Origin of the sequence: Pseudomonas sp. NFIX28, from assembly GCF_900107395.1 — a bacterium.
In the GTDB taxonomy this organism is placed as follows: domain Bacteria; phylum Pseudomonadota; class Gammaproteobacteria; order Pseudomonadales; family Pseudomonadaceae; genus Aquipseudomonas.
This window is the reverse complement of record NZ_FNPW01000002.1, coordinates 253826-279600: the sequence shown is the minus strand read 5'-3', so window position 1 is coordinate 279600 and position 25775 is coordinate 253826. Positions and strand designations below refer to the sequence as shown.

The window sequence follows — 25775 nt, the reverse complement described above, 5'->3', positions numbered from 1 at the left end:
ATGAGCCTTTATCAACTGCAAGGCCGCACCGCGATCGTCACCGGCGGCTCCTCGGGCATCGGCCTGGCCTGCGTCGAACTGCTGCTGGAAGCCGGCGCCGCCGTGGCCTTCTGCGGACGCGACGGCGAGCGCCTGCGCAGCGTCGAAGCCGGCCTGCGCCAGCGCTTCCCGCAAGCGCAACTGCTGGCCCAGGTGTGCGACGTGCTCGACGCCGAGTCGGTCCGCGCCTTCGCTCATGCCAGCCAGGCCGCGCTCGGCGCCGCCAGCGTGCTGATCAACAACGCCGGGCAAGGCCGCGTCTCGACCTTCGCCGACACCAGCGACGCCGCCTGGAGCGAAGAGCTGAACCTGAAATTCTTCTCGGTGATCCACCCGGTCCGCGCCTTCAAGGCCCAGCTGGAAAGCCAGGCCGAGGCCGCCATCGTCTGCGTCAACTCGCTGCTGGCCTGCCAGCCGGAACCGCACATGGTCGCCACCTCCGCCGCCCGCGCCGGGGTGATGAACCTGGTGCGCTCGATGGCCACCGAATTCGCCCCGCAGGGCATCCGGGTCAACGGCATCCTCATTGGCCTGGTGGAGTCCGGGCAATGGCGCCGGCGCTTCGAGGCCCGCGAAGAACGCGACCTCGACTGGGCGCAATGGACCGCCCACCTGGCCCAACAAAAACACATTCCCCTGGGGCGCCTGGGCCTGCCGCTTGAAGCGGCCCGCGCGATCCTGTTCCTGGCCTCGCCTCTGTCGGCTTACACCACAGGCAGCCATATCGATGTATCCGGAGGCCTGTCCCGCCATGCGTAACGAAAACACTGTCACCGTGGGCGCTGCCATCACCGCCTTTCTCGAGCAATGCGAGGTCAAGGCCGCGTTCGGCGTGATCTCGATCCACAACATGCCGATCCTCGATGCCTTCGCCGTGCGCGGCAATATCCGCTTCGTCATGGCCCGTGGCGAAGCCGGCGCGGCCAACATGGCCGATGCCTATGCCCGCACCACCGGCGGCCTCGGCGTGTGCCTGACCTCCACCGGCACCGCGGCCGGCAACGCCGCCGGCGCCATGGTCGAGGCGCAGACCGCCGGCACCCCGCTGCTGCACATCACCGGGCAGATCGAAACGCCGTACCTGGACCAGGAACTGGCCTACATCCACGAGGCCCGCGACCAGCTGAACATGCTCAAGGCGGTGTCCAAGGCGGCGTTCCGCGTGCGCAGCGTCGAGACCGCCATCAGCACCCTGAAGCTGGCGGTGCAGACCGCCCTGACCGCGCCGACCGGGCCGGTGAGCGTGGAAATCCCGATCGACATCCAGTCGACCTTTATCCCGATGCCCACCGACCTGTCGCCGCTGCCGATTCCGGTCGCGGTGCCCGCGCCGGAAGCCCTCGACCTGGTGGCCGAGCGCCTGGCCGGGGCCAAGCGCCCGATGCTGTGGCTCGGCGGTGGCGCCCGGCATGCCGGGGCACAGGTCAAGCGCCTGCTGGCCATGGGCGTGGGCGTCATCACCTCGACCCAGGGCCGCGGCGTGGTCAACGAAGACGACGAGCGCTGCCTCGGGGCCTTTTCGCAGAACAAGCGGGTCGAGCAGTTCCTGCAAACCTGCGACGCGCTGCTGATCGCCGGCTCGCGGCTGCGCAGCAACGAGACCTTCAAGTACGCCCTGAAGCTGCCGCAGAACACCCTGCGCATCGACGCCAACCCGGCCATCGAAGGCCGCAGCTACGCCAGCGAACTGTTTATCTGCGGCGATGCCGCGCTGGCCCTGGAAGGCCTGGCCGACCGTCTTGAAGGCCGCTTGCAGACCGACCCGAACTTCCTCGTCGAACTCAAGGCGGTCCGCGAGCAATCGCGCAGCCAGCTGGTGGCCGACCTGGGGCCGTACTCGGCGATGGTCGAACAGCTGCAGGCCAGCACCGGCCGCAACTTCTCCTGGGTACGCGACGTGACCCTGTCCAACAGCATCTGGGGCAACCGCCTGCTGACCCTCTACCACCCGCGCGCCGGGGTCCACGCCCTGGGTGGCGGCATCGGCCAGGGCCTGGCGATGGGCATCGGCGCGGCCGTGGCCGCCGCCGAAACCGCGCCCGAGCGCAAGGTCTTCGCCCTGGCCGGCGACGGAGGTTTCATCCTCAACCTCGGTGAGCTGGCGACCCTGGTCCAGGAGCGCGCCAACCTGGTGATCCTGCTGATGAACGACCAGCGCTACGGGGTGATCCGCAATATCCAGGACGCGGTCTACGGCAGCCGTCATTGCTACGTCGACCTGCACACCCCGGACTACACCAAGCTCGCCGAATCCCTGGGGCTGCGCCACGGCCTGGTCACCGACCTCAAGGACTTCGGCAAGGTGGTCGACAGCGCCCTGAGCCAGCCCGGCCCGTTCCTGCTGGAAGTCGACATGCTCAGCGTCGGCAACTTCGCCACCCAGTTCGCCGGCCCGCCCAACAGCGAAACCAAAGCCCAGAAGGCCACCGCCTGAGGATCGCGCCATGTTGCATATCACCATGATCGGCTGCGGCGCCATTGGCGTCGGCGTGCTGGAGCTGCTGGAGAACGATCCGCAGTTGTGCGTGGACTACGTCATCGCCTCCCAGGGTTCCGAAGCCCTGGTGCGCCAGCGCCTGGCCAGTTTCAAGCAGCCGCCGCAGGTGCTCACCGCGCTGCCGGCCGATGCCCGTCCGGACCTGCTGGTGGAGTGCGCCGGCCACCGCGCCATTGAAGAACACGTGCTGCCGGCCCTGGAGCGCGGCATCGCCTGCCTGATCGTCTCGGTCGGCGCGCTCTCCGAAGTCGGCCTGGTGGAGCGCCTGGAAGCCGCCGCCGAACGCGGCCAGACCCGTATCGAACTGCTGCCCGGCGCCATCGGTGGCATCGACGCGCTGTCGGCGGCCAAGGTCGGCGGGCTGGACTCGGTCGACTACACCGGGCGCAAGCCGGCCCACGCCTGGAAGAACACCCCCGGCGAGCAGGCCTGCGACCTGGACAGCATCAGCGAGGCCACGGTGATCTTCCAGGGCAGCGCCCGCGAAGCGGCGCGGCTGTACCCGAAGAACGCCAACGTCGCCGCCACCCTGTCGCTGGCCGGCATCGGCCTGGATCGCACGCGGGTGACGCTGATCGCCGACCCGCACAGCGAGGAAAACGTCCACCACTTCGAAGCCCGTGGCGCCTTCGGTGGCTTCGAGTTGAGCCTGCGCGGCAAGCCGCTGCTGGCCAACCCCAAGACCTCGGCGCTGACCGTGTACAGCGTGGTCCGCGCCCTGGGCAACCACGCCCACGCGATTTCCATTTAAGGAGCCGGTCGATGACCCTCGAACAGACTTTACCGATCTGCATCGCCGGCGAATGGCGCCTGGGCCGCGGCGAACGCTACGCCAGCCGCTACCCGGCCACCGGCGAAGCCGTGGCCTGGCTCAACGCCGCCGATTTGCAGGATGTCGAAGACGCCATCCAGGGCGCGCACCAGGCGTTCCTGCACAGCGGCTGGGCCCAGCGCAAACCCCACGAACGGGCCGGCGTGCTGTACCGCATCGCCGAACTGATCCGCCTGCACGGTGAAGAGCTTGCGCAATTGCAGCGCCAGGACAACGGCAAGCCGATCAATGAAACCCGCGCCCTGGTGGCCAGCGCCGCCGGCACCTTCCAGTTCTTCGCCGCGGCCTGCGAAACCCTCGAAGAAACCATCACCCCGTCGCGCGGCGATTTCGTCAGCATGAGCGTGTATGAGCCGATGGGCGTGGTCGCCGCGATCACCCCGTGGAACTCGCCGATCGCCAGCGAGGCGCAGAAGGTCGCGCCGGCCCTGGCGGCGGGTAACGCGGTGGTGATCAAGCCGGCGGAAATCACCCCGCTGCTGGCCCTGCGCCTGGCGCGGCTGTGCGAAGAAGCCGGCCTGCCCAAGGGCCTGGTCAGCGTGCTGCCCGGCAAGGGCTCGCTGCTCGGCGACGCCCTGACCCGCCACCCGCTGGTCAAGCGCGTGTCGTTCACCGGCGGCACCCGCACCGGCAAGCACATTGCCCACATCGCCGCCGACAAGATGATGCCGGTGTCCCTGGAGCTGGGCGGTAAGTCGCCGACCATCGTTCTCGACGACGCCGACCTCGACCACGCCGTGGCCGGGGTGCTGTACGGCATCTTCAGTTCTTCGGGCGAAGCCTGCATCGCCGGTTCGCGGCTGTTCGTCGCCCGCGCCTTATACGAGCCGTTCATGCAGCGCCTGGTGGCGGCCGCGGCCAACCTGCGGGTCGGCGATCCGGCCGACGAAAGCACCCAGATGGGCCCGCTGATCAGCGCCGGCCATCGCGAATCGGTGGAGCGCTATGTGGCCCTGGGCCTGGCCGAAGGTGGCCGCCTGCTGCTCGGCGGTCAGCGCCCGACCGGCGGCCTCTATGACCAAGGCTACTTCTACCCGCCGACCATCCTCGAAGGCCTGAGCAACAGCCAGCAGACCTGCCAGGAAGAAATCTTCGGCCCGGTGCTGGTGGCCATGCCGTTCGACAGCGAAGCAGAGCTGGTGGAGCAGGCCAACGACAGCCTCTACGCCCTCGCGGCCGGTATCTGGAGCCGCGACTACAAGCGCGCCTGGGCCCTGGGCCGCCGGATCCAGGCCGGCACGGTGTGGATCAACACCTACAAGCAATTCTCGATCTCCACGCCTTTCGGCGGCTGGCGCGACAGCGGCCTGGGCCGCGAAAAAGGCCGCCTGGGGATCCTGCAATACATGGAACAGAAGAGCCTCTACTGGGGCATGAACGAACAGCCACTGGCCTGGGCCGGTGTGCCACAAGAGGTAGCGCTATGAGTGTGTTAGGCATCGATGAAGTCACCTATGGCGTCGAGGATCTGGACACCTGCGTGCGGTTTTTCAGCGACTGGGGCCTCAAGCAAGTCAGCGCCGAGCCCGACCAGGTGATCTTCGAAACCCTCAACGGCTGCCGCGTAGTGCTTGCCAACCTGGACAAGCCGGGCCTGCCGCCCGCGATCGAAGCCGGCTCCACCGTGCGCGAAGTGGTCTGGGGCGTGGCCGATGCGGCCGACCTGGCGCTGTACCGCCAGCGCATCGCCCATGACCCGGGGTTTGTCGAGGCCGACGGGCGCATCGGCTGCACCGATCCCAACGGCCTGGCGATCCGCCTGCAAGTGACCCGCAAGCGCGAGATCGACATCGAGTGCAGCGGCCACAACACCTGGCAGACCAAGGGCCGGATCAACAAGGCGGCGCCGGTCTATGAACGCGCGACGCCGATCGAAGTCGGCCACGTGGTGTTTTTCGTCAAGGACGTGAACGCCTGCGAAGCCTTCTACCACGAGCGTTTCGGCTTCCAGGCCTCGGACCGCTACCCGGACCGCGGGGCGTTCTTGCGCACCGCCGAGGAAGGCGGCCACCACGACCTGTTCATGCTGCAACTGCCAGCGCCGCGGGCCGGGCTCAACCACGTGGCGTTCACCGTGCGCGACGTGCACGAAGTGTTCGGCGGCGGCATGCACATCTCGCGCAGCGGCTGGACCACCGAGATCGGCCCGGGCCGCCATCCGGTGTCTTCGGCGTTCTTCTGGTACTTCAAGAACCCCGCCGGCGCGCTGGTGGAGTACTACGCCGACGAAGACCAGCTGACCGGCGAATGGCAGCCACGCACCTTCGAACCGGGCCCCACGGTGTTCGCCGAATGGGCGATTGCCGGCGGCATCGACGGCCATACCCGGCGCCAGCAGAACGTCGAGGCGCCGCAAGGCAAGTTCCTTACCGACAAACCGAAACCCTGAGCAGGAGTCGCCCATGTCTTCCCTGAACATTGCCATCGCCGGTGCCGGTATCGGCGGCCTGACCGCCGCCATCGCCCTGCACCGCGCCGGCCACCGGGTCACCGTGTTCGAACAGTCGAAAGCCTTCCTGCGGGTCGGTGCCGACATCAACCTCACGCCCAACGCGGTGCGCGCGCTGGACGGCCTGGGCATAGGCGCCGCCGTGCGCCTGCCGGCCGCCCGGCCGACCCACCGCATCAGCCGGATGTGGGACAGCGGCGAAGAAACCTCGCGCCTGGAAATGTCCGACGCCGCCGAGCGCAAATACGGCGCGCCGCAACTGACCATCCACCGCGCCGACCTGCTGGCGGCCCTGGCCGAAGTGTTCCCGCTGGAGCAGGTGCAATTCGCCAAGCGCGCCGAGCGGGTTGAGCAAGACGCCGACGGCATCGCGCTGCATTTCAAGGACGGCAGCCAGCATCGCTGCGATGTATTGATCGGCGCCGACGGCATTCACTCGGTGGTGCGCAACGCGCTGTTCGGCGAAGAGCATCCGCGCTTCACCGGGGTGGTGGCCTACCGCGCGGTGGTGCCGGCCGAGCGCGTGGCCCAGGTGCCGAACATCCAGGCCTTCACCAAATGGTGGGGCCCCAATCCGCAAAGCCAGATCGTCACGTTCCCGCTGAACCAGGGCAAGGACATCTTCATCTTCGCCACCACCGCCCAGGACAGCTGGCACGAGGAGTCCTGGACCAGCGCCGGCGACGCCGAGGAACTGCGCAGCCATTACCGGGCGTTCCACCCGGACGCCCGCGCCCTGCTCGACGCCTGCACCGACGTGCTCAAGACCGCACTGTACGAGCGCGACCCGCTGCCGTTCTGGTCCAGGGGCGCGATCACCCTGCTGGGCGATGCCTGCCACCCGATGATGCCGTTCATGGCCCAGGGCGCCGGCCAGGCCATCGAGGACGCGGTGGTGCTCGCCCGCCACCTGCGCGACCTCGACAGCCCGGCGTCGGTGGCCGCGGCCTTGCAGGCCTACCAGCAGGCGCGCCTGGCGCGTACCAGCCAGATCCAGATCGGCTCGCGGGGCAACCAGTGGCTCAAGGACGGCGGCAACGCCGACTGGGTCTACGGCTATGACGCCTGGGCCGTGCCCACCGACAGCGCGGCCTGAACATGAGCGAGACCTTGCTGGTGAGCGTGCTGCTCAAGCACGACCAATCGAAGAACCTGGAGGACATCCAGCGCCACATGAAGCAGCAGGACTGGTGGGAGCGGTTTCCCCCGCCAGGCGTCGAGCTGGTGTCGTGGACCGTGGCCATGGGCCTGGGCCAGATCGTCACCCTGCGCTTGCCGCCGAGCCTGCTGCCGGCCCTCAACGTCGAGCTCGAACGCTCGGCCTGGGGCGTGTTTGGCACTGAGGTCTTTCCGACATACGACTTTATCCCGGTGCGCGAAACGATCCGCGAACGGGTACGCAACGGAGGTCAATGAAATGAGCACCCAAGAACGATTCCTCGAACCCCACCAGGCGCGCAAGCGGCCCAACACCCAGTTCGAAGAGCTGCTGGGCGATTCCATCGAGCGCGCTTTCGGCAATGGCGTGACCGAGCTGCCGGCGCTGCTCGCCCACCTCAACCTGGCCGGGCCGCCCTGCCCGCTGACCAGCGGCGAGTGGACCGCCGACGCCTATAAAACCCTGATGGCCCGGCTGGGCGAATGACCCGGCAGAAGGAATAACAAGATGAATACGCAACTGACCGTCGACCCTGTTGAAAATCACCTGGCCAATGGCCTCAAGGACCTCTGGTTCCCGGTATTGCCCTCGGACCTGCTGGGCGAGAAGCCGGTATCGGTGCGCCGCCTGGGCTACAAGATCGCCCTGTGGCGCGACAACGATGGCAGCGTCCATGCCCTGGAAGACCATTGCCCGCATCGCGGCGCGCCGCTGTCCCAGGGGCCGGTGCTGGGCGATCGCCTGCAATGCCCTTACCACGGCGTCGAAGTGCGCTGCGACGGCACGGTAACCAAGGTGCCCGGCAGTCCCGGCTGCAAGCTCGAAGGCAGCCGCCCGACGCGCATGTTCCACACCCGCGAGGCCGCCGGCGCGATCTTCCTGTTCAACGCCACCGACCCGCACCTGGAGACCCCGCCGGAACTGGTGCTGCCGGAGCAACTGAGCTCCCCCGAGTGGAGCAGCTTCGTCTGCTACACCGAGTGGAAAGGCGACTACCGCTACGTGCTCGACAACGTCATGGACCCGATGCACGGCACCTACCTGCACAAGATGTCGCACTCGATGAGCGAAGGCGAAGCCACCGCCAAGTTCGTCACCCGCGACACCGACAACGGTTTCTTCTTCGAGAAGGAAGGCCAGCGCGGGGTGAACTTCGACTGGACCGAGTTCATGGACAACGGCTGCCACTGGCTGCGCCTGGAAATTCCCTACCCGAAAACCGGCGGTCCGGGCGGCAACTTCACCATCATCGGCAGCTACACCCCGAGCAGCCGCTCGCTGGCGGCGGTGTTCCACTGGCGCTGCCGCCCGCTGACCGGCTGGCAGCGCGACACCTGGCGTTTCCTCTACAAGAACCGCCTGGAAGCGCGGCACTGGGCGGTGCTGGAGCAGGACCGGGTGCTGCTGGAATTCATGGAGCCGGACGCCAACCAGCGCGAGAACCTCTACCAGCATGACCTGGGCGTGGTGCGGCTGCGGCGCTACCTGAAGAACGCCGCCAAGGCCCAGCTCGAGCTCATCGAAGCGAAGCAGCTGCCATGAACCAGGCCGTGCACCGGGTTCGCAGTGCAGCCGTGGCCGAGCCGGCCGGGGCCAGTTGGTCGAATGCCTTGGTGATTGGCCACGAGGTGCTGCTGTCGGGCATGACCGCGCACCCCGCCAGCCGCGAGGCCGCGCAAGCCGGCGCGGCGCTGGACTGCTACGCCCAGACCCTGCTGGTGCTGGGCAAGATCCAGGCGCTGGTGGAAGCCGCCGGCGGCCATGTCGGCAATATCTGCCGGCTGACGGTGTACCTCACCGACATCGCCGACAAGGAGCAGGCAGGCCGTGCCCGGCGCGATTTCTTTGCTGGCCAGGCGCTGCTCCCGACCTCCACCCTGGTGGCGGTCAGCGCGCTGGTGTTTCCCGAACTACGGGTCGAGATCGAGGCCGACGCCCGGCTCGATGTCGACCTGCGTACCGTCTTAGAGGTGAACGATGTCTAAACCCTCCCTCCTCACCGCGCGCGTCCATACCCTGCGCTACGAAGCCGAAGGCATCATCAGCGTCGAGCTGCGGCCCCTGGGCGACACGGTGTTCCCGCCATTCGACGCCGGCTCGCACATCGACCTGCATCTGGCCAACGGCCTGGTGCGCAGTTACTCGCTGCTCAACTCGCCCAGCGACCAGGGCCGTTATGTGGTCGGCATCTTGCGCGACCGCAACAGCCGCGGCGGCTCGGAGTACGTGCACAGCCAGCTGCGGGTCGGCATGCAGCTGTCGATCGCCGCGCCGCGCAACAACTTCGAACTGGACCCGAGCGCCAGCCACAGCGTGCTGGTGGCCGGCGGCATCGGCATCACGCCGATCTACTGCATGTTCCGCCAGTTGCTGGCGCTGGGGAAATCCGCCGAGCTGATCTACTGCGCGCGCTCGCGCCAGGAGGCCGCGCTGGTGGAAGAACTGGGCGGGCTCAAGGCCCGGGTGATCTACCATTTCAACGATGAGAAAGGCACGCCGCCGGACCTCGCCTCCTACCTTGCCGGCCAGCCGGCGGACACGCATTTCTACTGCTGCGGCCCGACGCCGATGCTCGACGCCTTCGAAGCCACCTGCGAACGCCTGGGTTATCCCCATGCGCACATCGAGCGCTTCGCCGCCGCCGAGCTGCCGCCCAGCGAAGACGCCCAGAGCAGTTACAGCGTCGAGCTGAAAAAGTCCGGCAAGACCCTGTCCGTGGAACCCGGCCTGAGCCTGCTGGATGTACTGCTCGAAGCCGGTTGCGACATCGACCACAGCTGCCGCGAAGGGGTCTGCGGCTCCTGTGAAACGAAGGTGGTGGAAGGCGAGATCGACCACCGCGACGGCGTGCTGACCAAGGCCGAACGGGCAGCCAACCGATCGATGATGGTCTGTGTTTCCGGCTGCAAGAGCCGCCGATTGGTGCTGGACCTCTAACGCGCTATGTAATCGCTATGTAACTGTTACGTAATCGCTACGTAATTGTTGCCAGGCAAAGCCTGTACGGCTATTACATACCGCCAAACCCGCTGAAAGGCTGCAAAACGTCCGCTGTAGCCGCTGCCGAGCCCCGCGAGGCTGCGATCGGTTGCACAGCAACCGCAAAACCTGCCAATCGCGTTTCAATTGATACCCCGCAGCGCCCGCATGGCGGCCCCTGCGGGGCCGTTCGCAGCCTCGCGGGGCTCGGCAGCGGCTACAGAATCCAGGTTCCCACCGAAGGTCCACAAAATGGCCGCACCCTGCAAAACAACCGCCAAAACCGCTGAAAACCTGCAAACGCTGTAGCCGCTGTAACCGCTGCCGAGCGGGCGAGGCTGCGATCAGTTGCGCAGCAACCGCAAAACCTGCCAATCGCGATTCAATTGATACCCCGCAGCGCCCGCATTGCGGCCCCTGCGGGGCCGTTCGCAGCCTCGCGGGGCTCGGCAGCGGCTACAGAATCCAGGTGCCCGCCGAAGGCCCACAAAACAGCCGCCCCCGCAAAACAACCGCCAAAACCGCTGAAAACCTGCAAACGTCCGCTGTAGCCGCTGCCGAGCCCGCGAGGCTGCGATCGGTTGCGCAGCAACCGCAAAACCTGCCAAGCGCGATTCAATTGATACCCCGCAGCGCCCGCATGGCGGCCCCTGCGGGGCCGTTCGCAGCCTCGCGGGGCTCGGCAGCGGCTACAGGGGATTTTGTTTATGCGGGTGGTTTATTGGCGGTAAATAAACTTTTGCGACCCAGGGTTGTTCATGGATAAAACAACTGGATGCCCGCTTATTTAACAGCGTGCAATAAAGTCGCACCTATAACGCGCAACTTTGTTACCGACTTTCCCCGCTGTTTCACTGGCTGCACAAAGTGCCGTGTTTCCCATATAAACAATTGTTTTCAATCAACTTTCCGCAAGCAGTCAATATTCCGGGTGCCTGGCACAGTTCCTGCTCTAGCCCTTGTAAATCCACAGGCCAAACGGCGTTCCGCCGATAAAACAACAATAAACCGCACTTAACCCGGCAAGACCCGCTCCCCCACAGTTGCCTTATCTGGCAAGCGGACGAGTGTTGCCGATCGTCAGGTAGCGCCGAGCATTAAAGGTGAGGTCAAAATGAAACGTCATGTCTTCTGTGCAGGATTGATGGTAGTCAGTTGCGCAAGTTTCGCCGTCGAACCCATTCCTTCCGCCCCCGTGCGGGCCAACGCCGCCAACAAGCCTTTCCCGCATATTTCCTGGCGCAGTGACGACGGCGACAGCAGCCTGGATATCGGCGGCGCGCTGCGCACCAACTACCGCGACGAACATTGGGACACCACCGAGAACAACGGCAGGTTTCTGTTCGACACTTTCCGCCTGGATGTGCAGGCCACCTACAAGAACCTCTACAGCGACATCGGCTACTGGTTCCAGGACGACGGCAAGCGCTCCATCGACCGCGGCTTCGTCGGCTACCGGCTCAACGCCAACTCCAACCTGCAACTGGGCGCGCCGTTCAAGCCCTTCGGCCTGGAGCCCTATCCGCAATTCGGCTGGAGCTATCACATCCCGTTTTTCATGGGCTACGGCGTGAGCGCCGGCTCAGGCCTCAAATACACCTACAAGGATCAGGACTGGGACGTGCAGCTCGGCTACTTCCCGCGCATGTTGCCCACGGACATTCGCTACTCGCCGGAAGTCGGGCGTTACGCCGACCTCGATAACAACGCCATCGCCTTCACCCAGTCGCGCCAGGACAACGAGAAGCGCAACCAATTCAACGCCCGTGTGGCGCGGACCTTCAACAGCGATGGCTGGAAGACCGAGATCGGCGCCTCGCTGGCCACCGCCCAGCTCTACAACGCCACCACCAAGGACGATGGCGACTACTGGGCCGCGGGCGTGCACGCGGTCATCAGCAAGGGCCCCTGGACCGTCACTACCCAAGGCATCCGCTATGAGTTCGACCCCGAGAACCCGGCCGGCGTCAGCCAGGACTCGGTGCTGATGGGCGGCAACGGCCTGACCCCGGCGTACCTGATCGCCTCCAAGGCCACGATCGCCTCGTTCAACGTCGGCTACGACATCTACACGCCCAAGCTTGGGCAATTGAAGAAGATCAAGCTCTACAACGACTACAGCCGGATGATGAAAGACAAGAGCGGCTGGGACGACTCGCAGATGTACACCGTGGGCGCGCAATTCCTGGCCATGCCGATCATGGCCTGGGTCGACCTGACCTGGGCCCGGAACGCCAACCCCTACGGCGGCGCGGAGAACGGCAGCGGCTTCACCAGCACCAGCTCGGTGGGCAGCAACCAGTGGTACTACCGGACCAACGTCAACATCGGCTACTACTTCTAAGGCCTGGCGGACTGCGCCGCGCTTATCGCGGGCAATCGAGCGTCGACCGGCCCGCTCCTACGAAAACGCCCCCATCGCCCCGTAGGAGCGAAGCTTGCTCGCGATAGCCGCAAAGCGGCGCCCTGCCAGCCACAGCGCATTTTCGTTGACGTTCGTCGCGAGCAAGCTGCGCTCCTACGCAGGCGATAAAGCTTGCCGGGGCGCTTGCGCGAGAACCGATTCAGCCCCTTGCCCCGCCTGCCGTTCCTCGGCTCGACGCGCTACATGCAGACGGCGAGCGCGCGCACCGGTATAGTGCGCCCCCTCTTCACGTAGGCAGCCGTCGGTAACGAGGCTCAACCTCACGGGAAACCCGAACTAATAACAACCCGCGAATTGGAACCGGGACGAACACTCGGCCCACCTGTCGTGCTGCCTGCGCGACGGTGTGTAACTCGATGTTTCGGACTGTCCAGCTTCTGCCTTTACAAAAAACAGCGAGGAATACTCCATGCTCGAAGTCATCAACGACTTCCTCTCAGGGAAAGTACTGATCGTGCTCATTGTCGGGCTCGGTAGCTACTTCACGATCCGCTCGCGTTTCGTCCAGCTGCGCCACTTCTTCCACATGTTCGCGGTATTCCGCGACAGCCTGAAAAGCAGCGCCGGCCAACTCAGCTCCTTCCAGGCCCTGATGCTCAGCCTCGCCGGCCGCGTCGGCGCGGGCAACATCGCCGGTGTCGGCATCGCCGTGACCCTGGGCGGCCCGGGCGCGGTGTTCTGGATGTGGGTGACCGCGCTGGTCGGCATGTCCAGCAGCTTCATCGAATGTTCCCTCGGCCAGCTCTACAAGCGCTGCGATTCCGAAGGCCAGTTCCGCGGCGGCCCGTCCTACTACATCCAGCACGGCCTGCAGAAGCGCTGGCTGGGCATGGTCATGGCCTTCCTGCTGCTGGTGACCTTCGGTTTCGCCTTCAACGGCCTGCAAGCCCACGCCGTGACCCACTCGCTGAACAACGCCTTCGGCTTCGACACCACCTACACCGGCGTCGCCCTGGCGATCCTGCTGGGCCTGGTGTTCATTGGCGGCATCAAGCGCATCGCCAAGGTTGCCGACCTGCTGGTGCCAGTGAAGACCCTGGCGTACATCGGCGTGACCATCTACGTGATCGTGCTGCAGTTCGACCAGGTGCCGGACATGCTGATGACCATCGTCAAGAGCGCCTTCGGCCTGGACCAGGCCTTCGGTGGCCTGATCGGCAGCGCCATCATCATGGGCGTGAAACGCGGCGTATTCGCTAACGAAGCCGGCCTGGGCAGCGCGCCGAACGTGGCCGCCGTGGCCTCGGTCGAGCACCCGGTCGCGCAGGGCGTGGTCCAGGCGTTCAGCGTGTTCCTCGACACCTTCGTGATCTGCACCTGCACCGCACTGCTGATCCTGCTGTCGGGCTTCTACACCCCGGGCTTCGAAGGCGACGGCATCGCCCTGACCCAGAACTCCCTGGCCGCCGTGGTCGGCGAATGGGGCCGGATGTTCATTTCCGTGGCCCTGGCGCTCTTCGTGTTCACCTCGATCCTCTACAACTACTACCTGGGCGAGAGCAACCTGCGCTTTTTGATCGGCGACAACCGCAAGGCGCTGATCGGCTACCGCGCCCTGGTGCTGGTGCTGATCTTCTGGGGTGCGATCGAGAACCTGAGCACCGTATTCGCCTTCGCCGACATCACCATGACCCTGCTGGCGTTCGTCAACCTGATCGCCCTGGCGCTGCTGTTCAAGATCGCCATGCGCATCCTGCGCGACTACGACGACCAGCGCGCGGCGGGTATCAAGACCCCGGTGTTCGACTCCGCCAAGTTCCCGGACCTGGACCTCGACACCCAGGCCTGGCCGGCCAACCCGCAACAGGCCCAAGCCTCGCAGGCCGCCCCGCAGCCTGAAGGCGCGACCGCAGCGCAACGCTGATCGGTCAGAGTCGGGCGCAACCTCTGGTTGCGCCCGACGTGACACACCCTGCGGTCGGCGTCATGCTCGACCGCACGCTGTCATCGTTCCGGAGACTTCCCAATGAATTCCACTACCTATCCTGCCGCGCAGAACGTCATGGTGCTCTACACCGGCGGCACCATCGGCATGCAGGCCAGCGCCCACGGCCTGGCCCCGGCCTCGGGCTTCGAGGCGCGGATGCGCGACTACCTCGACAGCCAGCCCGGGCTGGTGGTGCCCAACTGGCGCTTTCGCGAGATGGCGCCGCTGATCGACAGCGCCAACATGACCCCCGCCTACTGGCAGCGCCTGCGCGAAGCCGTGGTCGATGCGGTCGACGCGCAGGGCTGCGACAGCGTGCTGATCCTGCACGGCACCGACACCCTGGCCTACAGCGCCGCGGCCATGAGCTTCCAGCTGCTGGGCCTGCACGCGCGCGTGGTATTCACTGGCTCGATGCTGCCGGCCGGCGTGGCCGACAGCGATGCCTGGGAAAACCTCGGCGGCGCGCTGGTTGCCCTCGGCCAGGGCCTGGCCCCGGGCGTGCACCTGTATTTCCACGGCGAACTGCTGGCGCCGACCCGCTGCGCGAAGATCCGCAGCTTTGGCCGTCATCCGTTCGCCGCGTTGCAGCGCCAGGGCGGCGGAGCCAAGGCGGGCTCGATTCCAGCGCAGCTGGATTACCGCCAGGCCAAGCAACTGGCCAGGGTCGGCGTACTGCCGCTGGTGCCGGGCATCGCCGCCGAACAGCTCGACGCCCTGCTGGGCAGCGGCATCCAGGCGCTGGTGCTGGAGTGCTTCGGCAGCGGCACCGGGCCGAGCGACAACCCGCAGTTCCTGGCCAGCCTGCAACGTGCCCGGGACCAGGACATCGTGGTCGTGGCCATCACCCAATGCCATGAAGGCGGCGTGGAGTTGGACATCTACGAGGCCGGCAGCCGCCTGCGCGGCGTCGGCGTGCTGTCCGGCGGCGGCATGACCCGCGAAGCGGCGTTCGGCAAGCTCAACGCCCTGTTGGGCGCCGGCCTGGACAGCGCCGAAGTGCGGCGCCTGGTGGAACTGGACCTGTGCGGCGAGCTGAGCTGCCCCTCCCCTCGCTCCTCCCGTAGGAGCGAGGCTGGCCCGCGATAGCCGCAAAGCGGCGCTCCAACAGTCACACCGCAGCGCCGTTGGAATTCATCGCGAGCAAGCTTCGCTCCTACAGAGAATCACGTGGCGCGGCATACAAATTGCTCCGTTTTCAGCATCCCCCGGGCTGGAAACGGACATGCTGCATTCCCACCTCACCACCCTCAACGCCGTCTCGCTGGTGCTCAACACCTTCAAGGACCAAGGGCTGCCCAGCGATGCGCTGCTGGCCGGCAGCGGCATCAACGCCGCCGACCTGAGCCGCGCCGACACGCGCATCACCACCAACCAGGAAATGCTGGTATGCGCCAACGCCGTGGCGCTGCGCCACGATATCGGCCTGGAGCTGGGCCGGCGCATGCACGTTTCCAGCTACGGCATGCTCGGTTATGCCCTGCTCACCAGTGCCACCTTAGGTGACGCTTTGCGCCTGGCGCTGCGTTATCCGGCGCTGTTGGGAACACTTTTCGAGCTGAGCCTGGAGGCGGACGGCGAGCTGATCTGGCTGACCGCCGCCGACTACCGCGAGAACCCGGCGCTGGCGACCTTCAATATCGAGTTTTGCCTGGTGTCGATGAAGGTCATCTGCGACGACCTGCTGGGCCACCCGCTGCCCTTGCGCGGCGCCCGCTTCGACTACCCCGCGCCCGACTACCAGAGCCGCTACGCCGAGCGCTTCGACTGCCCGCTGCAATTCGACGCGGCCAGCAACGCCTTCGCCTTCGACCGGCGCTGGCTCGAGCAGCCGCTGCCCCTGGCGGACGCCATCACCCACCAGGCCATGGCCGAACGCTGCCGCAAGCAAAACACCGAATTCACCGGGCGCCAGGCCTGGCTGGGGCGCATCCGCCAGCTGCTGGCGGCGCAACTGGACGCCGCGCCGGGCCTGGAAGGCCTGGCCGAACAGATGAACTGCTCGGCCCGCACCCTGCGCCGGCACCTCAAGGACCTGGGTTGCAGTTACCAGGAACTGCTCGACGAGCTGCGCTTCGAGCGGGCCAAGCAGATGCTCTGCGAGGACGACCTGCCGATCTACCGCATCGCCGAAGCCCTGGGCTTCAGCGAAACCGCGAGTTTCCGCCATGCCTTCGTGCGCTGGAGCGGCGTCGCCCCGAGCCAGTTCCGGCCCTGACACAAACCCCGGCATAAAGCCGCCGATTGCATTACATTGCCGACCTTTCATATCGGCAAGGGACTGCAAACGTGAACTTCTTTACAGGCATCGTCGCCAGGCACCTGCGCTGTTGCGCGAGCGGCCTGGCGCTGCTGATGCTCGCCATCGCCCCCGCCGTCCAGGCATTCGACCTGGACCTGGCCAAGATCAAATGGTGGCAAGTCTCCCGCGGTATCGTCCTGGACGAACCGGAAACCGCCACCTTGCAGATCAAGCCGTTCCCCCTGCCGGGCCTCGAGCAGTTGCCGGCGCGGATCGTGCTCAGCCAGTATCGCGGGCTGTTTTATCTCAACGCCTATCAGGACGAGCAGTACCAGCAGCGCATTTACAAGTCGCCGCCCCTGCCGCTGTTCAGCCCCGAGGAGCTACGGGCCTGCGTCTCGCCGGACGACCCGATCCAGGTCTCGGACAACTGGCCGCCGAGCAATCAACTCGAAGTCGGGCTGAGCCTGACGCCCTTGAGCTTCAACTGCATCAGCCCAGGCTGGCAGCTCAGCCAGCGTTATCTGCTGATCGACCAGCGCTATCCGCAGCAGCCGATGCTGGCCGTCAGTCACCGCCGCGACCTGACCCAGATGGACTTCACGCCGCTGCAACCGATCGGTAGCGAGATCGAGCAACAGTGGCTGTACGCCCTGCAGCGTTTTCCCGCGTGGTTCCGGCCCTTCAGCAGCGGCGCAGGGCCGATCACCTTCAATGCCTATTCGCCGCCGGCCACGGCGGACGACGTCTGGACCCAGTTCCGCGAACTCCACGAGCAACTGCGCAAAGCCAAGGACAAGGCGCCGGGCATCCGCCAGGTGGAAGACTTCTTTGCCGCCCATGACTTTCGCAGCATGGCCCAGGACCGCAGCGAATACCCGGGCCTGCTCAACGACATCGCCTACTGGACCAGCGAAGCCGGCCAGCTGAAAACCGCCCGCCCCTGGCTGCTGGAGGTGTTGCGCCGGGAACCCGGGCGCATGCCGACCTACCTCAACCTGGCCGACCTGGACTGGGCCCAGTTTGAAAAGCGGCCTTTGGACAACATCCACCAGGGCCGCGCCATCGAACGCTATCGGCTGTATTGCGGCCTGCGCCTGCAACGCCAACTGAGCGTGCCGCCGCGCGTATTGCAGCGTTTGGCCCTGAAGTCCGCCAACCCGCAGGCCTGCCAGGGCTTCTGGCCGCTGGTGGCCGCCGTGGATGCCGGCGACGCGGCCGAGGTCCGGCGCTTGCTGACCAGTGGCGTCAGTGGCGAGGTCATGGCCGACGACGGGCGCAGCGCCCTGCTGCATGCCCTGGACGCTCCGAACCTGGAGATCGCCCGGCTGCTGCTGGCCCACGGCGCCCATACCAGCGGCCCGTACAAATGGAGCACCCTGGCCCTGCTGGCCATGGAGCGCGACCTCAAGGACGGCCCCGACCTGAACCAGGGCGGGCGCCTCAAATTCCTGCTGGAAGCCGGCGTCGCCGTCGACGAACAAAACAGCCGGGGCTACACCCCGCTGATGCAGCTGGCCGAGCAGAAGCGCAACCTCGAAGGCTTCACCTGGCTGCTGCAACACCCGCAGAACCTCGAACTGCGCACCGTGGATGACAACGAAACCGCGCTGTACCGGGCGTTCTGGGGCAACAACTACGCGGCAATGAGGCTGCTGATCGAAGCCGGCGCCAACCTCAACCTGAGCTACGGCCGTGGCACCTGCTCCAACCAACAACCCGGCGGCCAGAGCCTGCTGACGCTCGTCGCCGACAAGACCTCCGCCGACGACAAGTCCCCCACTGTCAGCCAGCAGGAGACCCTGGACATGTTCACCCTGCTGCTGGAGAAAGGCGCCGATCCGAATGCCGGCCAGCGCTGCGAGAAAAACGGCCGCGCCCTGCTGCTGGGTATCCTCACCCGGAAAAAACGCGAGGACATGCTCCAGGTGCTGCAGCGCTTCGATCAAGCGCCGCCCGCAAGCTGAACCCGCCGGCGCCCCGCAATGGGGCGCCGCGCTGCTTCGGGGGGCGAATTTCGGACAGAGACTTTGGCCATATTGATCCCCTTTTGGCCGCTCCTGCCGTTCTCCAAAAGCCCCGGCGCCGCAAGACTGTGAAGCACCGAACCAGCCTGCGGAGAACAAGAAATGCTGACGATCTACTCGGACGATCACCACCTGCACCACGGCCGCTGCGAACTGATCGACGGGCAACTGATGCCCTGCTTCGAAATGCCCTCGCGCGCCGACCACGTGCTGGACCGCGTGAAATACCGCAACCTGGGCCCGGTGGAGGCGCCGCGGGACTTCGGCCTGGGGCCGATCGAGCGCATCCACAGCCGCGCCTACCTGGACTTCTTCAAGGGCGCCTGGGACCGCTGGGCCGCCCAGGGCATCGACGGCGACCTGCTGCCCTACACCTGGCCGGCGCGCACCCTGCGCAGCGTGATCCCCACCAGCCTGCACGGCCAACTCGGCTATTACAGCTTCGACGGCGGCGCGCCGATTACCGCCGGCACCTGGCAGGCGGCCTACAGCGCCGCGCAAGTCGCGCTGACCGCCCAGGCGGTGATCCAGCGCGGCGCGCGCAGTGCCTTCGCCCTGTGCCGGCCACCGGGACACCACGCCGCCAGCGACCTGATGGGCGGCTACTGCTACCTGAACAACGCCGCCATCGCCGCCCAGGCCTTCCTCGACCAGGGCCACAAGAAGGTCGCGATCCTCGACGTCGACTACCACCACGGCAACGGCACCCAGTCGATCTTCTACGGACGTAGCGACGTGCTGTTCACCTCGATCCACGGCCACCCGGAAGCCGAATTCCCGTTCTTCCTGGGCTATGCCGACGAACTCGGCGAAGGCGCAGGCGTCGGCTTTAACTTCAACTACCCGCTGCCCGCCGGCAGCGGCTGGGACAGCTGGAGCGCGGCGCTGGAACAGGCCTGCGAGGAAATCCGCCGTTATGGCGCCGACATAGTGGTGGTGTCGCTGGGCGTGGACACCTTCAAGGACGACCCGATTTCGCAGTTCAAGCTCGACAGCCCGGACTACCTGGCCATGGGGCAACGCATCGCCGCCCTGGGCAAGCCGACGCTGTTCGTCATGGAAGGCGGCTACGCGGTGGAAGAAATCGGCATCAACGCCGTGAACGTTCTCGAAGGCTTTAACAACGCCCAGTGAAGGAAACCCGCCACATGAACAGGCTCAAACGCTACATCGCGCCCGCGCTCTGCGCGGCGCTGCTGGGCGGCGCGGCGCACGCCGAAGAACGCACCCTGCGCGTCTACAACTGGTTCGACTACATCACCCCCAAGGCCCTGGAAGATTTCAAGGCCGAGAACACCCAGGTCAAGCTGGTCTACGACATCTTCGACACCAACGAGGCGCTGGAGGCCAAGCTGCTGACCGGAAATTCCGGCTACGACGTGGTGGTGCCGTCCAATGTGTTCCTGGCCAAGCAGATCGAGGCCGGGGTGTTCCAGCCGCTGGACCGCAGCAAGCTGCCAAACTGGAACCACCTCGATCCCAAGCTGATGCAACTGATCGAGGCCAACGACCCGGGCAATAAGTTCGCCGTGCCCTACATGTACGGCACCATCCTGATCGGCTTTAACCCAGCCAAGGTCAAGGCCGCCCTCGGCGAGAATGCGCCGGTGGACAGCTGGGACCTGATCTTCAAGGAAGAAAATATCAGCAAGCTCAAGCAGTGCGGCGTGGCCCTGCTCGACTCGCCGTCGGAGATCCTGCCGCTGGCCCTGCAGCACCTGGGCCTGGACCCCAACAGCAAGCAGCCGGCGGACTATGCCAAGGCCGAGGCGCTGCTGCTGAAGATCCGCCCCTACGTGACCTATTTCCACTCGTCCAAATACATGGCCGACATCGCCAATGGCGATATCTGCGTGGCGGTCGGCTATTCCGGCAGCTTCTCCCAGGCCGCCAACCGCGCCAAGGAAGCCAAGAACGGCGTGGTGGTGGACATGCGCCTGCCCAAGGAAGGCGCGCCGATCTGGTTCGACATGCTGGCGATCCCCAAAGGCGCGAAGAACCCGGACGATGCCTACCGCTTTATCAATTACCTGCTGCAACCGCAGGTGATCGCCCCGGTCAGCGACTTCGTCGGCTATCCGAACCCGAACAAGGACGCCACCGAGCTGGTCGATCCGTCGATCCGCAATAACCCCAACCTGTACCCGACCGCCGCGGCGATGAGCACGCTGTACACCCTGCGGCCGCTGCCACGTGACGCGGAACGGGCGCGAACCCGGGCCTGGACCAAGATCAAGTCCGGAACCTGACCCACCCCATACCGTAGGAGCAAGGCTTGCCCGCGAACAACCTGCCCGGCACCTGCCCGTAGGAGCGAGGCTTGCCCGCGATGAACGATAACGCGGTGTAGCTGATACACCGCGGCGGCCCTATCGCGGGCAAGCCTCGCTCCTACGGAAGCTCAGCAGCCTGTCAGCCCTTGCGGCTGGCGTTCCTCGGCAAAGAACCACGGCCGCAGGCGCACGCCCACGCCGTTGCCGATGAACGCCGCCACCAGCCACAGCCAGCCGTGCAGGCTGCCGGAGGCGATGCCGCTGAAATAGGCGCCGATGTTGCAGCCGTAGGCCAGGCGCGCGCCGTAGCCCAGCAGCAAACCACCGATCACCGCCGCCACCAGCGAGCGCGCGGGAATCTTCAGGCTCGGCGCAAAGCGCCCGGCCAGCCCCGCCGCCAACAAAGCGCCGAAGACGATGCCGAGATCCATCACGCTGGTGATGTCCTGCCACACCGGCGCGGCCAGGGCCTTGGCGTTCGCTGCGCCCTGCCAGAACACCCAGCTGCCGACATCCACCCCCAGCCCGCTGGCGACCTTGGCGCCCCACAAGGCAAACGCCGACGTAATGCCCCAGGGCCGCCCGGCCAGCGCCAGGGTGGCGAAGTTCAGCAGCGCCAGGGCGACCGCGCCCCACACCAACGGCCAGGGCCCGCGCAGCAGGCGACGCCAGCCTTGGTGCGCGCTTTCGACCGGCATCTCCAGGGTGCCGTGGCGGCTCTTCTCCAGGCGTACCGTAACCAGGGCGATCAAGGCGAACAGACCCAGGCTGAGCCCCAGCGCCGGTGCCACGCCGAGGCGCTGCACGATGGACACCGGCGGCAGCGACGGCAAGGCGAACCACCAGTCCACATGATGTGTGGCGATCAGCGAGCCGCAGATGAAAAACAGCAGGGTCACCAGCATCCGCGCATTCCCGCCGCCCACGGTGAACAGCGTGCCGGACGCACAACCGCCGCCCAGTTGCATGCCGATACCGAAGATGAACGCGCCGACAATCACCGAGACCCCGGCCGGCGCCACCAGCCCCGTGACCGGCGAACCGAACAGGCTGCCCGCGCCCAACGCCGGGAAAAACAGCAGCACCGCCAGCGCCAGCATGACCATCTGCGCCCGCAGGCCGGCGCCGCGACGATCGCGAATGAATACCCGCCAGGCCGAGGTAAAACCAAAAGCCGCGTGGTACAGGGCCAGGCCCAGGGCCGCCCCCAGCAGCAACAGCCACACCTGGCGCGAACCGACCTGCACCTGGAGGAATGCGCCAGCGCCCAGCAATGCGAGTAAAGCGAACAAGGGAGCGCCGAACTTGCGTTCGGCTGCCGCAGATAGAATCAGGCTCATGAGCGGGCTCGGCAAAAGACATTGGCCGCGAGTATAGACGTCACACTTTCCAGGCCCGGCGCAGGCGCTCCAGGGCACAGGCGATATCGGCCTCGGGCACCGCGGCGAAGCCCAGCACCAGGCCGGCGCGCTGGTCCGCCGGCTGGGGCGAGTCCGGCAGCCAGTAGTTGCTCAGGCCGTTGATCTCGACATCCACGGCGGCGGCCTTTTCCACCAGTTCGCGCTCCCGCGCCAGGCTCTGCACCGGGATCGTCAGGTGCAGGCCCGCCGCCACGTTCGGCAACTTGCCCACCCCGGGGATATCCACAGGCCAGCCGGCCAGCAAGGCGTTGCGCCGGCTCAAGGCGGCGCGGCGCATGCGCCGGATATGCCGCTGGAAATGCCCGGCGGCCATGAATTCGGCCATCACCGCCTGGGTGCTGACCTCGGAGTGGCGCACATCCACCGCCCGGCGCTGGGCGAAGGGTTGCACCAGCGCCGGCGGCAGCACCAGGTAACCCAGGCGCAAGGCCGGGAACGCGACCTTGCCGAAAGTGCCGACGTACAACACCCGGCCCTGGCGGTCGAGCGCGGCCAGGGGGGCCAGCGGCGCGCCGCTGTAGCGGTACTCGCCGTCATAGTCGTCCTCGACTATCCAGCCGTTGGTGCGCTCGGCCCAGGCCAGCAGTTCCAGGCGCCGGGCCAGGCTCAGGGTCACGCCGGTGGGGTATTGGTGGGACGGCGTGACATATACCAGGCGGCAATCGCCCAGGGCCGCCAGGGCCGCGCAGTCGAAACCCTCGCTGTCCACCGCCACCCCGTGCAGGCGCGCGCCGGCAATCGCGAAGGCATGCCCGGCCGCCCGATAGCCGGGGTTCTCCACCGCCACGCCGTCGCCAGGGTTCACCAGCAACTGTGCACAAAGGCTGATGCCCTGTTGTGCACCGCTGGTGATCACAATTTGTTCAGCACTGCACTGCATACCGCGCGAACTGCGCAGGTAGGCCGCGATCAAGCCGCGCAAGCGCTCTTCGCCGGCCGAATCGCCATAACACAGTTGGCGCAGATCCGGCTTGCGCCAGAAAGCCGCATTCAGCTTGGCCCAGACCTCGAACGGGAACAGATCGAAGGCCGGAATGCCCACCCGAAAAGCCCGTGGCGGACCGCTTTGCGGGGTCGCCAAATGGTGCTCTTGTACCCTTTGCAAAGCCTCGCTGTGGATAACTTTACTGGATGTAATCCCAGGTAAAATCATGCTTTTTGTGGATAACCCTGTGGGTAAGCCTGGTGATAACCCTGTGGATACTTTTGTGGATAATTTTTTCGCGGGTTTTTCCAGCGGTAGCCGGCTGGCGGGCAATTGCGCCACATAAGTGCCGTCGCCGACCCGGCCTTCGATAAAACCTTCGGCGTACAGCTGGTCATAGGCGCGCACCACGCTGTTGCGGGAAATCTCCAGGGCCGCCGCCAGGTCGCGGCTAGCCGGCAGGCGGGTGCCGCTGGCCAGCCGGCCGTCCAGCACCCGCTGGCGCAGCGCCTGGTACAGCTGGCGGCTGAGACCCTGGCCGCGATCCAGCTCGATACCGGCGGGGTTGAAGGAAAGCGGCAATGTCGGGCTGTTCATGGACGTGCTCCTGAGCCGCTGGCTGGACCGGCGAAATGGACCTATGAAATTGACCGAAGATGGCTCTTACAACAGACCAATAGCCTGCCTAGGATGCAGCCATTCGCCAAGGATATTTTTCCATGTACCTACCCCGCGCTTTTGCCGAAGAAGACCTGCCGACCCTGCACCAGCTGATCCAGGACAGCCGCCTGGCCACCTTGGTCACCTGTGGTGAGCGCGGCTTGCAGGCCAGTCACTTGCCGCTGTTGCTGAACCGCGACCAGGGCCAGTACGGCACCCTCTACGGGCACCTGGCCCGGGCCAACCCGCAATGGCAGGAACTGGCCAGCGGCGCCGAGGCCCTGGTGATTTTCCAGGGCGCCGAAACCTATATCAGCCCGTCGCTGTACCCGAGCAAGGCCGAACACGGCAAGGTGGTGCCGACCTGGAATTACGAGGTGGTGCACGCCTATGGCGGCGCCGAGGTGTTCGAAGACCCGCAACGCATCCGCGAGATCGTCAGCGCCCTCACCCAGCAGCATGAGGCCGGCCGCGCCAGCCCCTGGGCATTCGAGGACGCCCCCGCCGATTTCATGGACAGCATGCTGCGCGCCATCGTCGCCTTCGCCTTGCCGATCCAGCGCCTGGAGGGCAAGCGCAAACTCAGCCAGAACCGCACCGCCGCCGACTTCGCCGGCGTGCGCGAAGGGTTGGCCGCCAGCGCCGACCCTCGCGACCAGCACATGTCCCAACTGATGCGCCAGGAGCAACCATGAGCCAGATCCGGATTCGCCCCGTCACCGCAGCCGACCACGCAGCCTGGCTGCCGTTGTGGCAGGCCTACCTGCGTTTCTACCAGACCGAGCTGGCCGACACGGTCAGCCACAGCACCTGGCAGCGCTTTCTCGACCCCGCCGAGCCGACCCACGCCGCCCTGGCCTGGGACGGCGAGCAGGCGGTCGGCATGGTGCATTTCATCTACCATCGCTCCAACTGGAGCATCGAGAACTCCTGCTACCTGCAGGACTTGCTGGTGGTCCCGGAGCAACGCGGCACCGGCGTCGGTCGCCAGCTGATCGAGTTCGTCTACGCCACCGCCAAGGCCGACGGCTGCTGCAAGGTCCATTGGCTGACCCACGAAACCAACGCCACGGCCATCCAGCTCTACGAGCGGATCGCCGAGTGCCCGGGTTTCATTCAATTTCGCAAAGCCCTTTAAGCGTTCAAGGAGAACCCCATGCCGACCTCACTCGCCGACTGGAAAGGCGTGCCGCCGCCGTCGACCACCCTGCTCGAAGGGCGCTTTATCCGCCTGGAAAAACTCGACCCGGCACGCCACGCCGACGACCTGTGGCAAGCCTTCCAGGGCCCGGGCGCCGACCCCAAGCTGTGGGACTACCTGCCCTACGGGCCCTTTACCGAACGCAGCGCGTTCAATGACTGGCTGAACAACCATGCGGCCAACAGCGACCCGTATTTCTTCAGCGTGGTCGACCGGGCCAGCGGCCAGGTGCAAGGCATTCTCAGCCTGATGTCGATCGTCCCGGCCCAGGGCCGCATCGAGATCGGCCACGTCACCTTCGGCGCGCCCATGCAGCGCTCGCCCAAGAGCACCGAAGCGGTGTACCTGCTGGCCAAGGAAGCCTTCGCCCTGGGTTACCGCCGCCTGGAATGGAAATGCAACAACGCCAACGCCCGCTCGCGTTATGCGGCCGAGCGCCTGGGTTTCAGCTTCGAAGGCGTGTTCCGCCAGCACATGGTGGTCAAGGGCCAGAACCGCGATACCGCCTGGTATTCGATCCTCGACTCCGAATGGCCGAAAGTCGGCGCGGGGTTCGAGCGCTGGTTGAGCGAAGACAACCAGAGCGGCTCGGGGCAGTTGAAGGGACTGGCGCAGTGCCGGGGCTAAAGCCGGTGTAGCCGCTGGCGCAGCCTGCGATAGACCCGCAGGGTCTCCAGCGTCCGCAAGATCCCTGCGAGCGTGCCGCTCGATCGCAGCCT

Annotated in this window: 23 protein-coding genes; 21 read left to right on the top strand and 2 right to left on the bottom strand. The window is 66.2% G+C overall.

Annotation, left to right across the window (positions count from 1 at the left end; translation table 11 throughout):
• The 18 genes from BLV20_RS04710 (at position 1) to BLV20_RS04625 (ending at position 20825) form a co-directional block, all read left to right on the top strand.
• On the top strand, positions 1 to 798 hold the full coding sequence (locus tag BLV20_RS04710; RefSeq protein WP_092297691.1) for an SDR family oxidoreductase: 798 nt from the start codon (positions 1 to 3) through the stop codon (positions 796 to 798).
• Positions 791 to 2473 carry a thiamine pyrophosphate-binding protein gene (locus BLV20_RS04705; RefSeq protein ID WP_092297688.1) on the top strand — a complete coding sequence of 561 codons (1683 nt, stop codon included), beginning with the start codon at positions 791 to 793 and terminating at the stop codon, positions 2471 to 2473. Before BLV20_RS04710 ends, BLV20_RS04705 begins: the two co-directional genes overlap by 8 nt.
• Before the next feature lie 10 nt (positions 2474 to 2483).
• A complete protein-coding gene (locus BLV20_RS04700; RefSeq protein WP_092297685.1) occupies positions 2484 to 3287 on the top strand; it encodes an aspartate dehydrogenase in 804 nt (267 codons plus the stop codon).
• 11 nt (positions 3288 to 3298) lie between these two features.
• Positions 3299 to 4795: an aldehyde dehydrogenase gene (locus tag BLV20_RS04695; protein ID WP_092297682.1), complete on the top strand. Its 1497-nt coding sequence runs from the start codon at positions 3299 to 3301 to the stop codon at positions 4793 to 4795.
• The gene (locus tag BLV20_RS04690; RefSeq protein WP_092297679.1) at positions 4792 to 5757 is read left to right on the top strand and encodes a VOC family protein; all 966 of its coding nucleotides are present in this window, start codon (positions 4792 to 4794) and stop codon (positions 5755 to 5757) included. The genes BLV20_RS04695 and BLV20_RS04690 overlap by 4 nt, the downstream gene beginning before the upstream one ends.
• Before the next feature lie 13 nt (positions 5758 to 5770).
• A complete protein-coding gene (locus BLV20_RS04685; protein WP_092297676.1) occupies positions 5771 to 6913 on the top strand; it encodes an FAD-dependent monooxygenase in 1143 nt (380 codons plus the stop codon).
• A gap of 2 nt (positions 6914 to 6915) precedes the next feature.
• Positions 6916 to 7233 carry a hypothetical protein gene (locus tag BLV20_RS04680; RefSeq protein WP_092297673.1) on the top strand — a complete coding sequence of 106 codons (318 nt, stop codon included), beginning with the start codon at positions 6916 to 6918 and terminating at the stop codon, positions 7231 to 7233.
• Between the two features lies 1 nt (position 7234).
• Positions 7235 to 7462 (top strand): recombinase-like helix-turn-helix domain-containing protein, encoded by a 228-nt coding sequence (locus BLV20_RS04675; protein ID WP_092297670.1) that lies wholly within the window; start codon positions 7235 to 7237, stop codon positions 7460 to 7462.
• 21 nt (positions 7463 to 7483) lie between these two features.
• On the top strand, positions 7484 to 8518 hold the full coding sequence (locus BLV20_RS04670) for an aromatic ring-hydroxylating oxygenase subunit alpha (RefSeq protein WP_007928484.1): 1035 nt from the start codon (positions 7484 to 7486) through the stop codon (positions 8516 to 8518).
• The gene (locus BLV20_RS04665; RefSeq protein WP_092297667.1) at positions 8515 to 8961 is read left to right on the top strand and encodes a Rid family hydrolase; all 447 of its coding nucleotides are present in this window, start codon (positions 8515 to 8517) and stop codon (positions 8959 to 8961) included. Before BLV20_RS04670 ends, BLV20_RS04665 begins: the two co-directional genes overlap by 4 nt.
• On the top strand, positions 8954 to 9913 hold the full coding sequence (locus tag BLV20_RS04660; protein ID WP_092297662.1) for a PDR/VanB family oxidoreductase: 960 nt from the start codon (positions 8954 to 8956) through the stop codon (positions 9911 to 9913). The genes BLV20_RS04665 and BLV20_RS04660 overlap by 8 nt, the downstream gene beginning before the upstream one ends.
• 1156 nt (positions 9914 to 11069) lie before the next feature.
• Positions 11070 to 12299, top strand: coding sequence for a hypothetical protein (locus BLV20_RS04655; RefSeq protein ID WP_092297659.1), 1230 nt, complete (start codon positions 11070 to 11072; stop codon positions 12297 to 12299).
• Positions 12300 to 12789: 490 nt separating this feature from the next.
• Positions 12790 to 14244, top strand: a complete 1455-nt coding sequence (locus BLV20_RS04650) for an alanine/glycine:cation symporter family protein (protein WP_092297656.1) — start codon at positions 12790 to 12792, stop codon at positions 14242 to 14244.
• Positions 14245 to 14346: 102 nt separating this feature from the next.
• Complete coding sequence (locus tag BLV20_RS04645; RefSeq protein ID WP_092297653.1) at positions 14347 to 15396, top strand: asparaginase; 1050 nt, start codon at positions 14347 to 14349, stop codon at positions 15394 to 15396.
• A gap of 136 nt (positions 15397 to 15532) precedes the next feature.
• On the top strand, positions 15533 to 16525 hold the full coding sequence (locus BLV20_RS04640) for an AraC family transcriptional regulator (protein ID WP_092297650.1): 993 nt from the start codon (positions 15533 to 15535) through the stop codon (positions 16523 to 16525).
• 71 nt (positions 16526 to 16596) lie between these two features.
• On the top strand, positions 16597 to 18516 hold the full coding sequence (locus tag BLV20_RS04635) for an ankyrin repeat domain-containing protein (RefSeq protein ID WP_092297647.1): 1920 nt from the start codon (positions 16597 to 16599) through the stop codon (positions 18514 to 18516).
• A gap of 162 nt (positions 18517 to 18678) precedes the next feature.
• Positions 18679 to 19710, top strand: coding sequence for a histone deacetylase family protein (locus BLV20_RS04630; protein WP_092297644.1), 1032 nt, complete (start codon positions 18679 to 18681; stop codon positions 19708 to 19710).
• A 14-nt stretch (positions 19711 to 19724) separates the two neighbouring features.
• Positions 19725 to 20825, top strand: a complete 1101-nt coding sequence (locus BLV20_RS04625; RefSeq protein ID WP_092297641.1) for a polyamine ABC transporter substrate-binding protein — start codon at positions 19725 to 19727, stop codon at positions 20823 to 20825.
• Between the two features lie 152 nt (positions 20826 to 20977).
• Here BLV20_RS04625 and BLV20_RS04620 read toward each other — a convergent pair whose 3' ends face one another.
• On the bottom strand, positions 20978 to 22189 hold the full coding sequence (locus BLV20_RS04620; RefSeq protein ID WP_092298491.1) for a YeeE/YedE family protein: 1212 nt from the start codon (positions 22187 to 22189) through the stop codon (positions 20978 to 20980).
• Positions 22190 to 22229: 40 nt separating this feature from the next.
• Positions 22230 to 23792 carry a MocR-like pyridoxine biosynthesis transcription factor PdxR gene (locus BLV20_RS04615; protein WP_092297638.1) on the bottom strand — a complete coding sequence of 521 codons (1563 nt, stop codon included), beginning with the start codon at positions 23790 to 23792 and terminating at the stop codon, positions 22230 to 22232.
• 122 nt (positions 23793 to 23914) lie between these two features.
• On the opposite strand from BLV20_RS04615, the gene BLV20_RS04610 reads away from it, so the two are divergent.
• From BLV20_RS04610 to BLV20_RS04600, 3 genes are read left to right on the top strand one after another with little or no spacing between them, the layout of a single operon-like run.
• Positions 23915 to 24550, top strand: a complete 636-nt coding sequence (locus BLV20_RS04610) for an FMN-binding negative transcriptional regulator (protein ID WP_092297635.1) — start codon at positions 23915 to 23917, stop codon at positions 24548 to 24550.
• On the top strand, positions 24547 to 24993 hold the full coding sequence (locus BLV20_RS04605; protein ID WP_092297632.1) for a GNAT family N-acetyltransferase: 447 nt from the start codon (positions 24547 to 24549) through the stop codon (positions 24991 to 24993). The genes BLV20_RS04610 and BLV20_RS04605 overlap by 4 nt, the downstream gene beginning before the upstream one ends.
• An 18-nt stretch (positions 24994 to 25011) precedes the next feature.
• The gene (locus BLV20_RS04600) at positions 25012 to 25683 is read left to right on the top strand and encodes a GNAT family N-acetyltransferase (RefSeq protein WP_092297630.1); all 672 of its coding nucleotides are present in this window, start codon (positions 25012 to 25014) and stop codon (positions 25681 to 25683) included.
• Positions 25684 to 25775: the final 92 nt, after the last annotated feature.

Excerpts from the sequence above, each read along its gene's own strand:
- BLV20_RS04610 (WP_092297635.1), top strand. The coding sequence starts at position 23,915 with ATGTACCTACCCCGCGCTTTTGCCGAAGAAGACCTGCCGACCCTGCAC.
- BLV20_RS04675 (WP_092297670.1), top strand. The coding sequence starts at position 7,235 with ATGAGCACCCAAGAACGATTCCTCGAACCCCACCAGGCGCGCAAGCGG.
- BLV20_RS04695 (WP_092297682.1), top strand. The coding sequence starts at position 3,299 with ATGACCCTCGAACAGACTTTACCGATCTGCATCGCCGGCGAATGGCGC.
- BLV20_RS04690 (WP_092297679.1), top strand. The coding sequence starts at position 4,792 with ATGAGTGTGTTAGGCATCGATGAAGTCACCTATGGCGTCGAGGATCTG.
- BLV20_RS04625 (WP_092297641.1), top strand. The coding sequence starts at position 19,725 with ATGAACAGGCTCAAACGCTACATCGCGCCCGCGCTCTGCGCGGCGCTG.
- BLV20_RS04670 (WP_007928484.1), top strand. The coding sequence starts at position 7,484 with ATGAATACGCAACTGACCGTCGACCCTGTTGAAAATCACCTGGCCAAT.
- BLV20_RS04665 (WP_092297667.1), top strand. The coding sequence starts at position 8,515 with ATGAACCAGGCCGTGCACCGGGTTCGCAGTGCAGCCGTGGCCGAGCCG.
- BLV20_RS04660 (WP_092297662.1), top strand. The coding sequence starts at position 8,954 with ATGTCTAAACCCTCCCTCCTCACCGCGCGCGTCCATACCCTGCGCTAC.
- BLV20_RS04685 (WP_092297676.1), top strand. The coding sequence starts at position 5,771 with ATGTCTTCCCTGAACATTGCCATCGCCGGTGCCGGTATCGGCGGCCTG.
- BLV20_RS04645 (WP_092297653.1), top strand. The coding sequence starts at position 14,347 with ATGAATTCCACTACCTATCCTGCCGCGCAGAACGTCATGGTGCTCTAC.
- BLV20_RS04615 (WP_092297638.1), bottom strand. The coding sequence starts at position 23,792 with ATGAACAGCCCGACATTGCCGCTTTCCTTCAACCCCGCCGGTATCGAG.
- BLV20_RS04600 (WP_092297630.1), top strand. The coding sequence starts at position 25,012 with ATGCCGACCTCACTCGCCGACTGGAAAGGCGTGCCGCCGCCGTCGACC.
- BLV20_RS04710 (WP_092297691.1), top strand. The coding sequence starts at position 1 with ATGAGCCTTTATCAACTGCAAGGCCGCACCGCGATCGTCACCGGCGGC.
- BLV20_RS04700 (WP_092297685.1), top strand. The coding sequence starts at position 2,484 with ATGTTGCATATCACCATGATCGGCTGCGGCGCCATTGGCGTCGGCGTG.
- BLV20_RS04630 (WP_092297644.1), top strand. The coding sequence starts at position 18,679 with ATGCTGACGATCTACTCGGACGATCACCACCTGCACCACGGCCGCTGC.
- BLV20_RS04650 (WP_092297656.1), top strand. The coding sequence starts at position 12,790 with ATGCTCGAAGTCATCAACGACTTCCTCTCAGGGAAAGTACTGATCGTG.
- BLV20_RS04640 (WP_092297650.1), top strand. The coding sequence starts at position 15,533 with ATGCTGCATTCCCACCTCACCACCCTCAACGCCGTCTCGCTGGTGCTC.
- BLV20_RS04620 (WP_092298491.1), bottom strand. The coding sequence starts at position 22,189 with ATGAGCCTGATTCTATCTGCGGCAGCCGAACGCAAGTTCGGCGCTCCC.
- BLV20_RS04655 (WP_092297659.1), top strand. The coding sequence starts at position 11,070 with ATGAAACGTCATGTCTTCTGTGCAGGATTGATGGTAGTCAGTTGCGCA.
- BLV20_RS04680 (WP_092297673.1), top strand. The coding sequence starts at position 6,916 with ATGAGCGAGACCTTGCTGGTGAGCGTGCTGCTCAAGCACGACCAATCG.
- BLV20_RS04705 (WP_092297688.1), top strand. The coding sequence starts at position 791 with ATGCGTAACGAAAACACTGTCACCGTGGGCGCTGCCATCACCGCCTTT.
- BLV20_RS04605 (WP_092297632.1), top strand. The coding sequence starts at position 24,547 with ATGAGCCAGATCCGGATTCGCCCCGTCACCGCAGCCGACCACGCAGCC.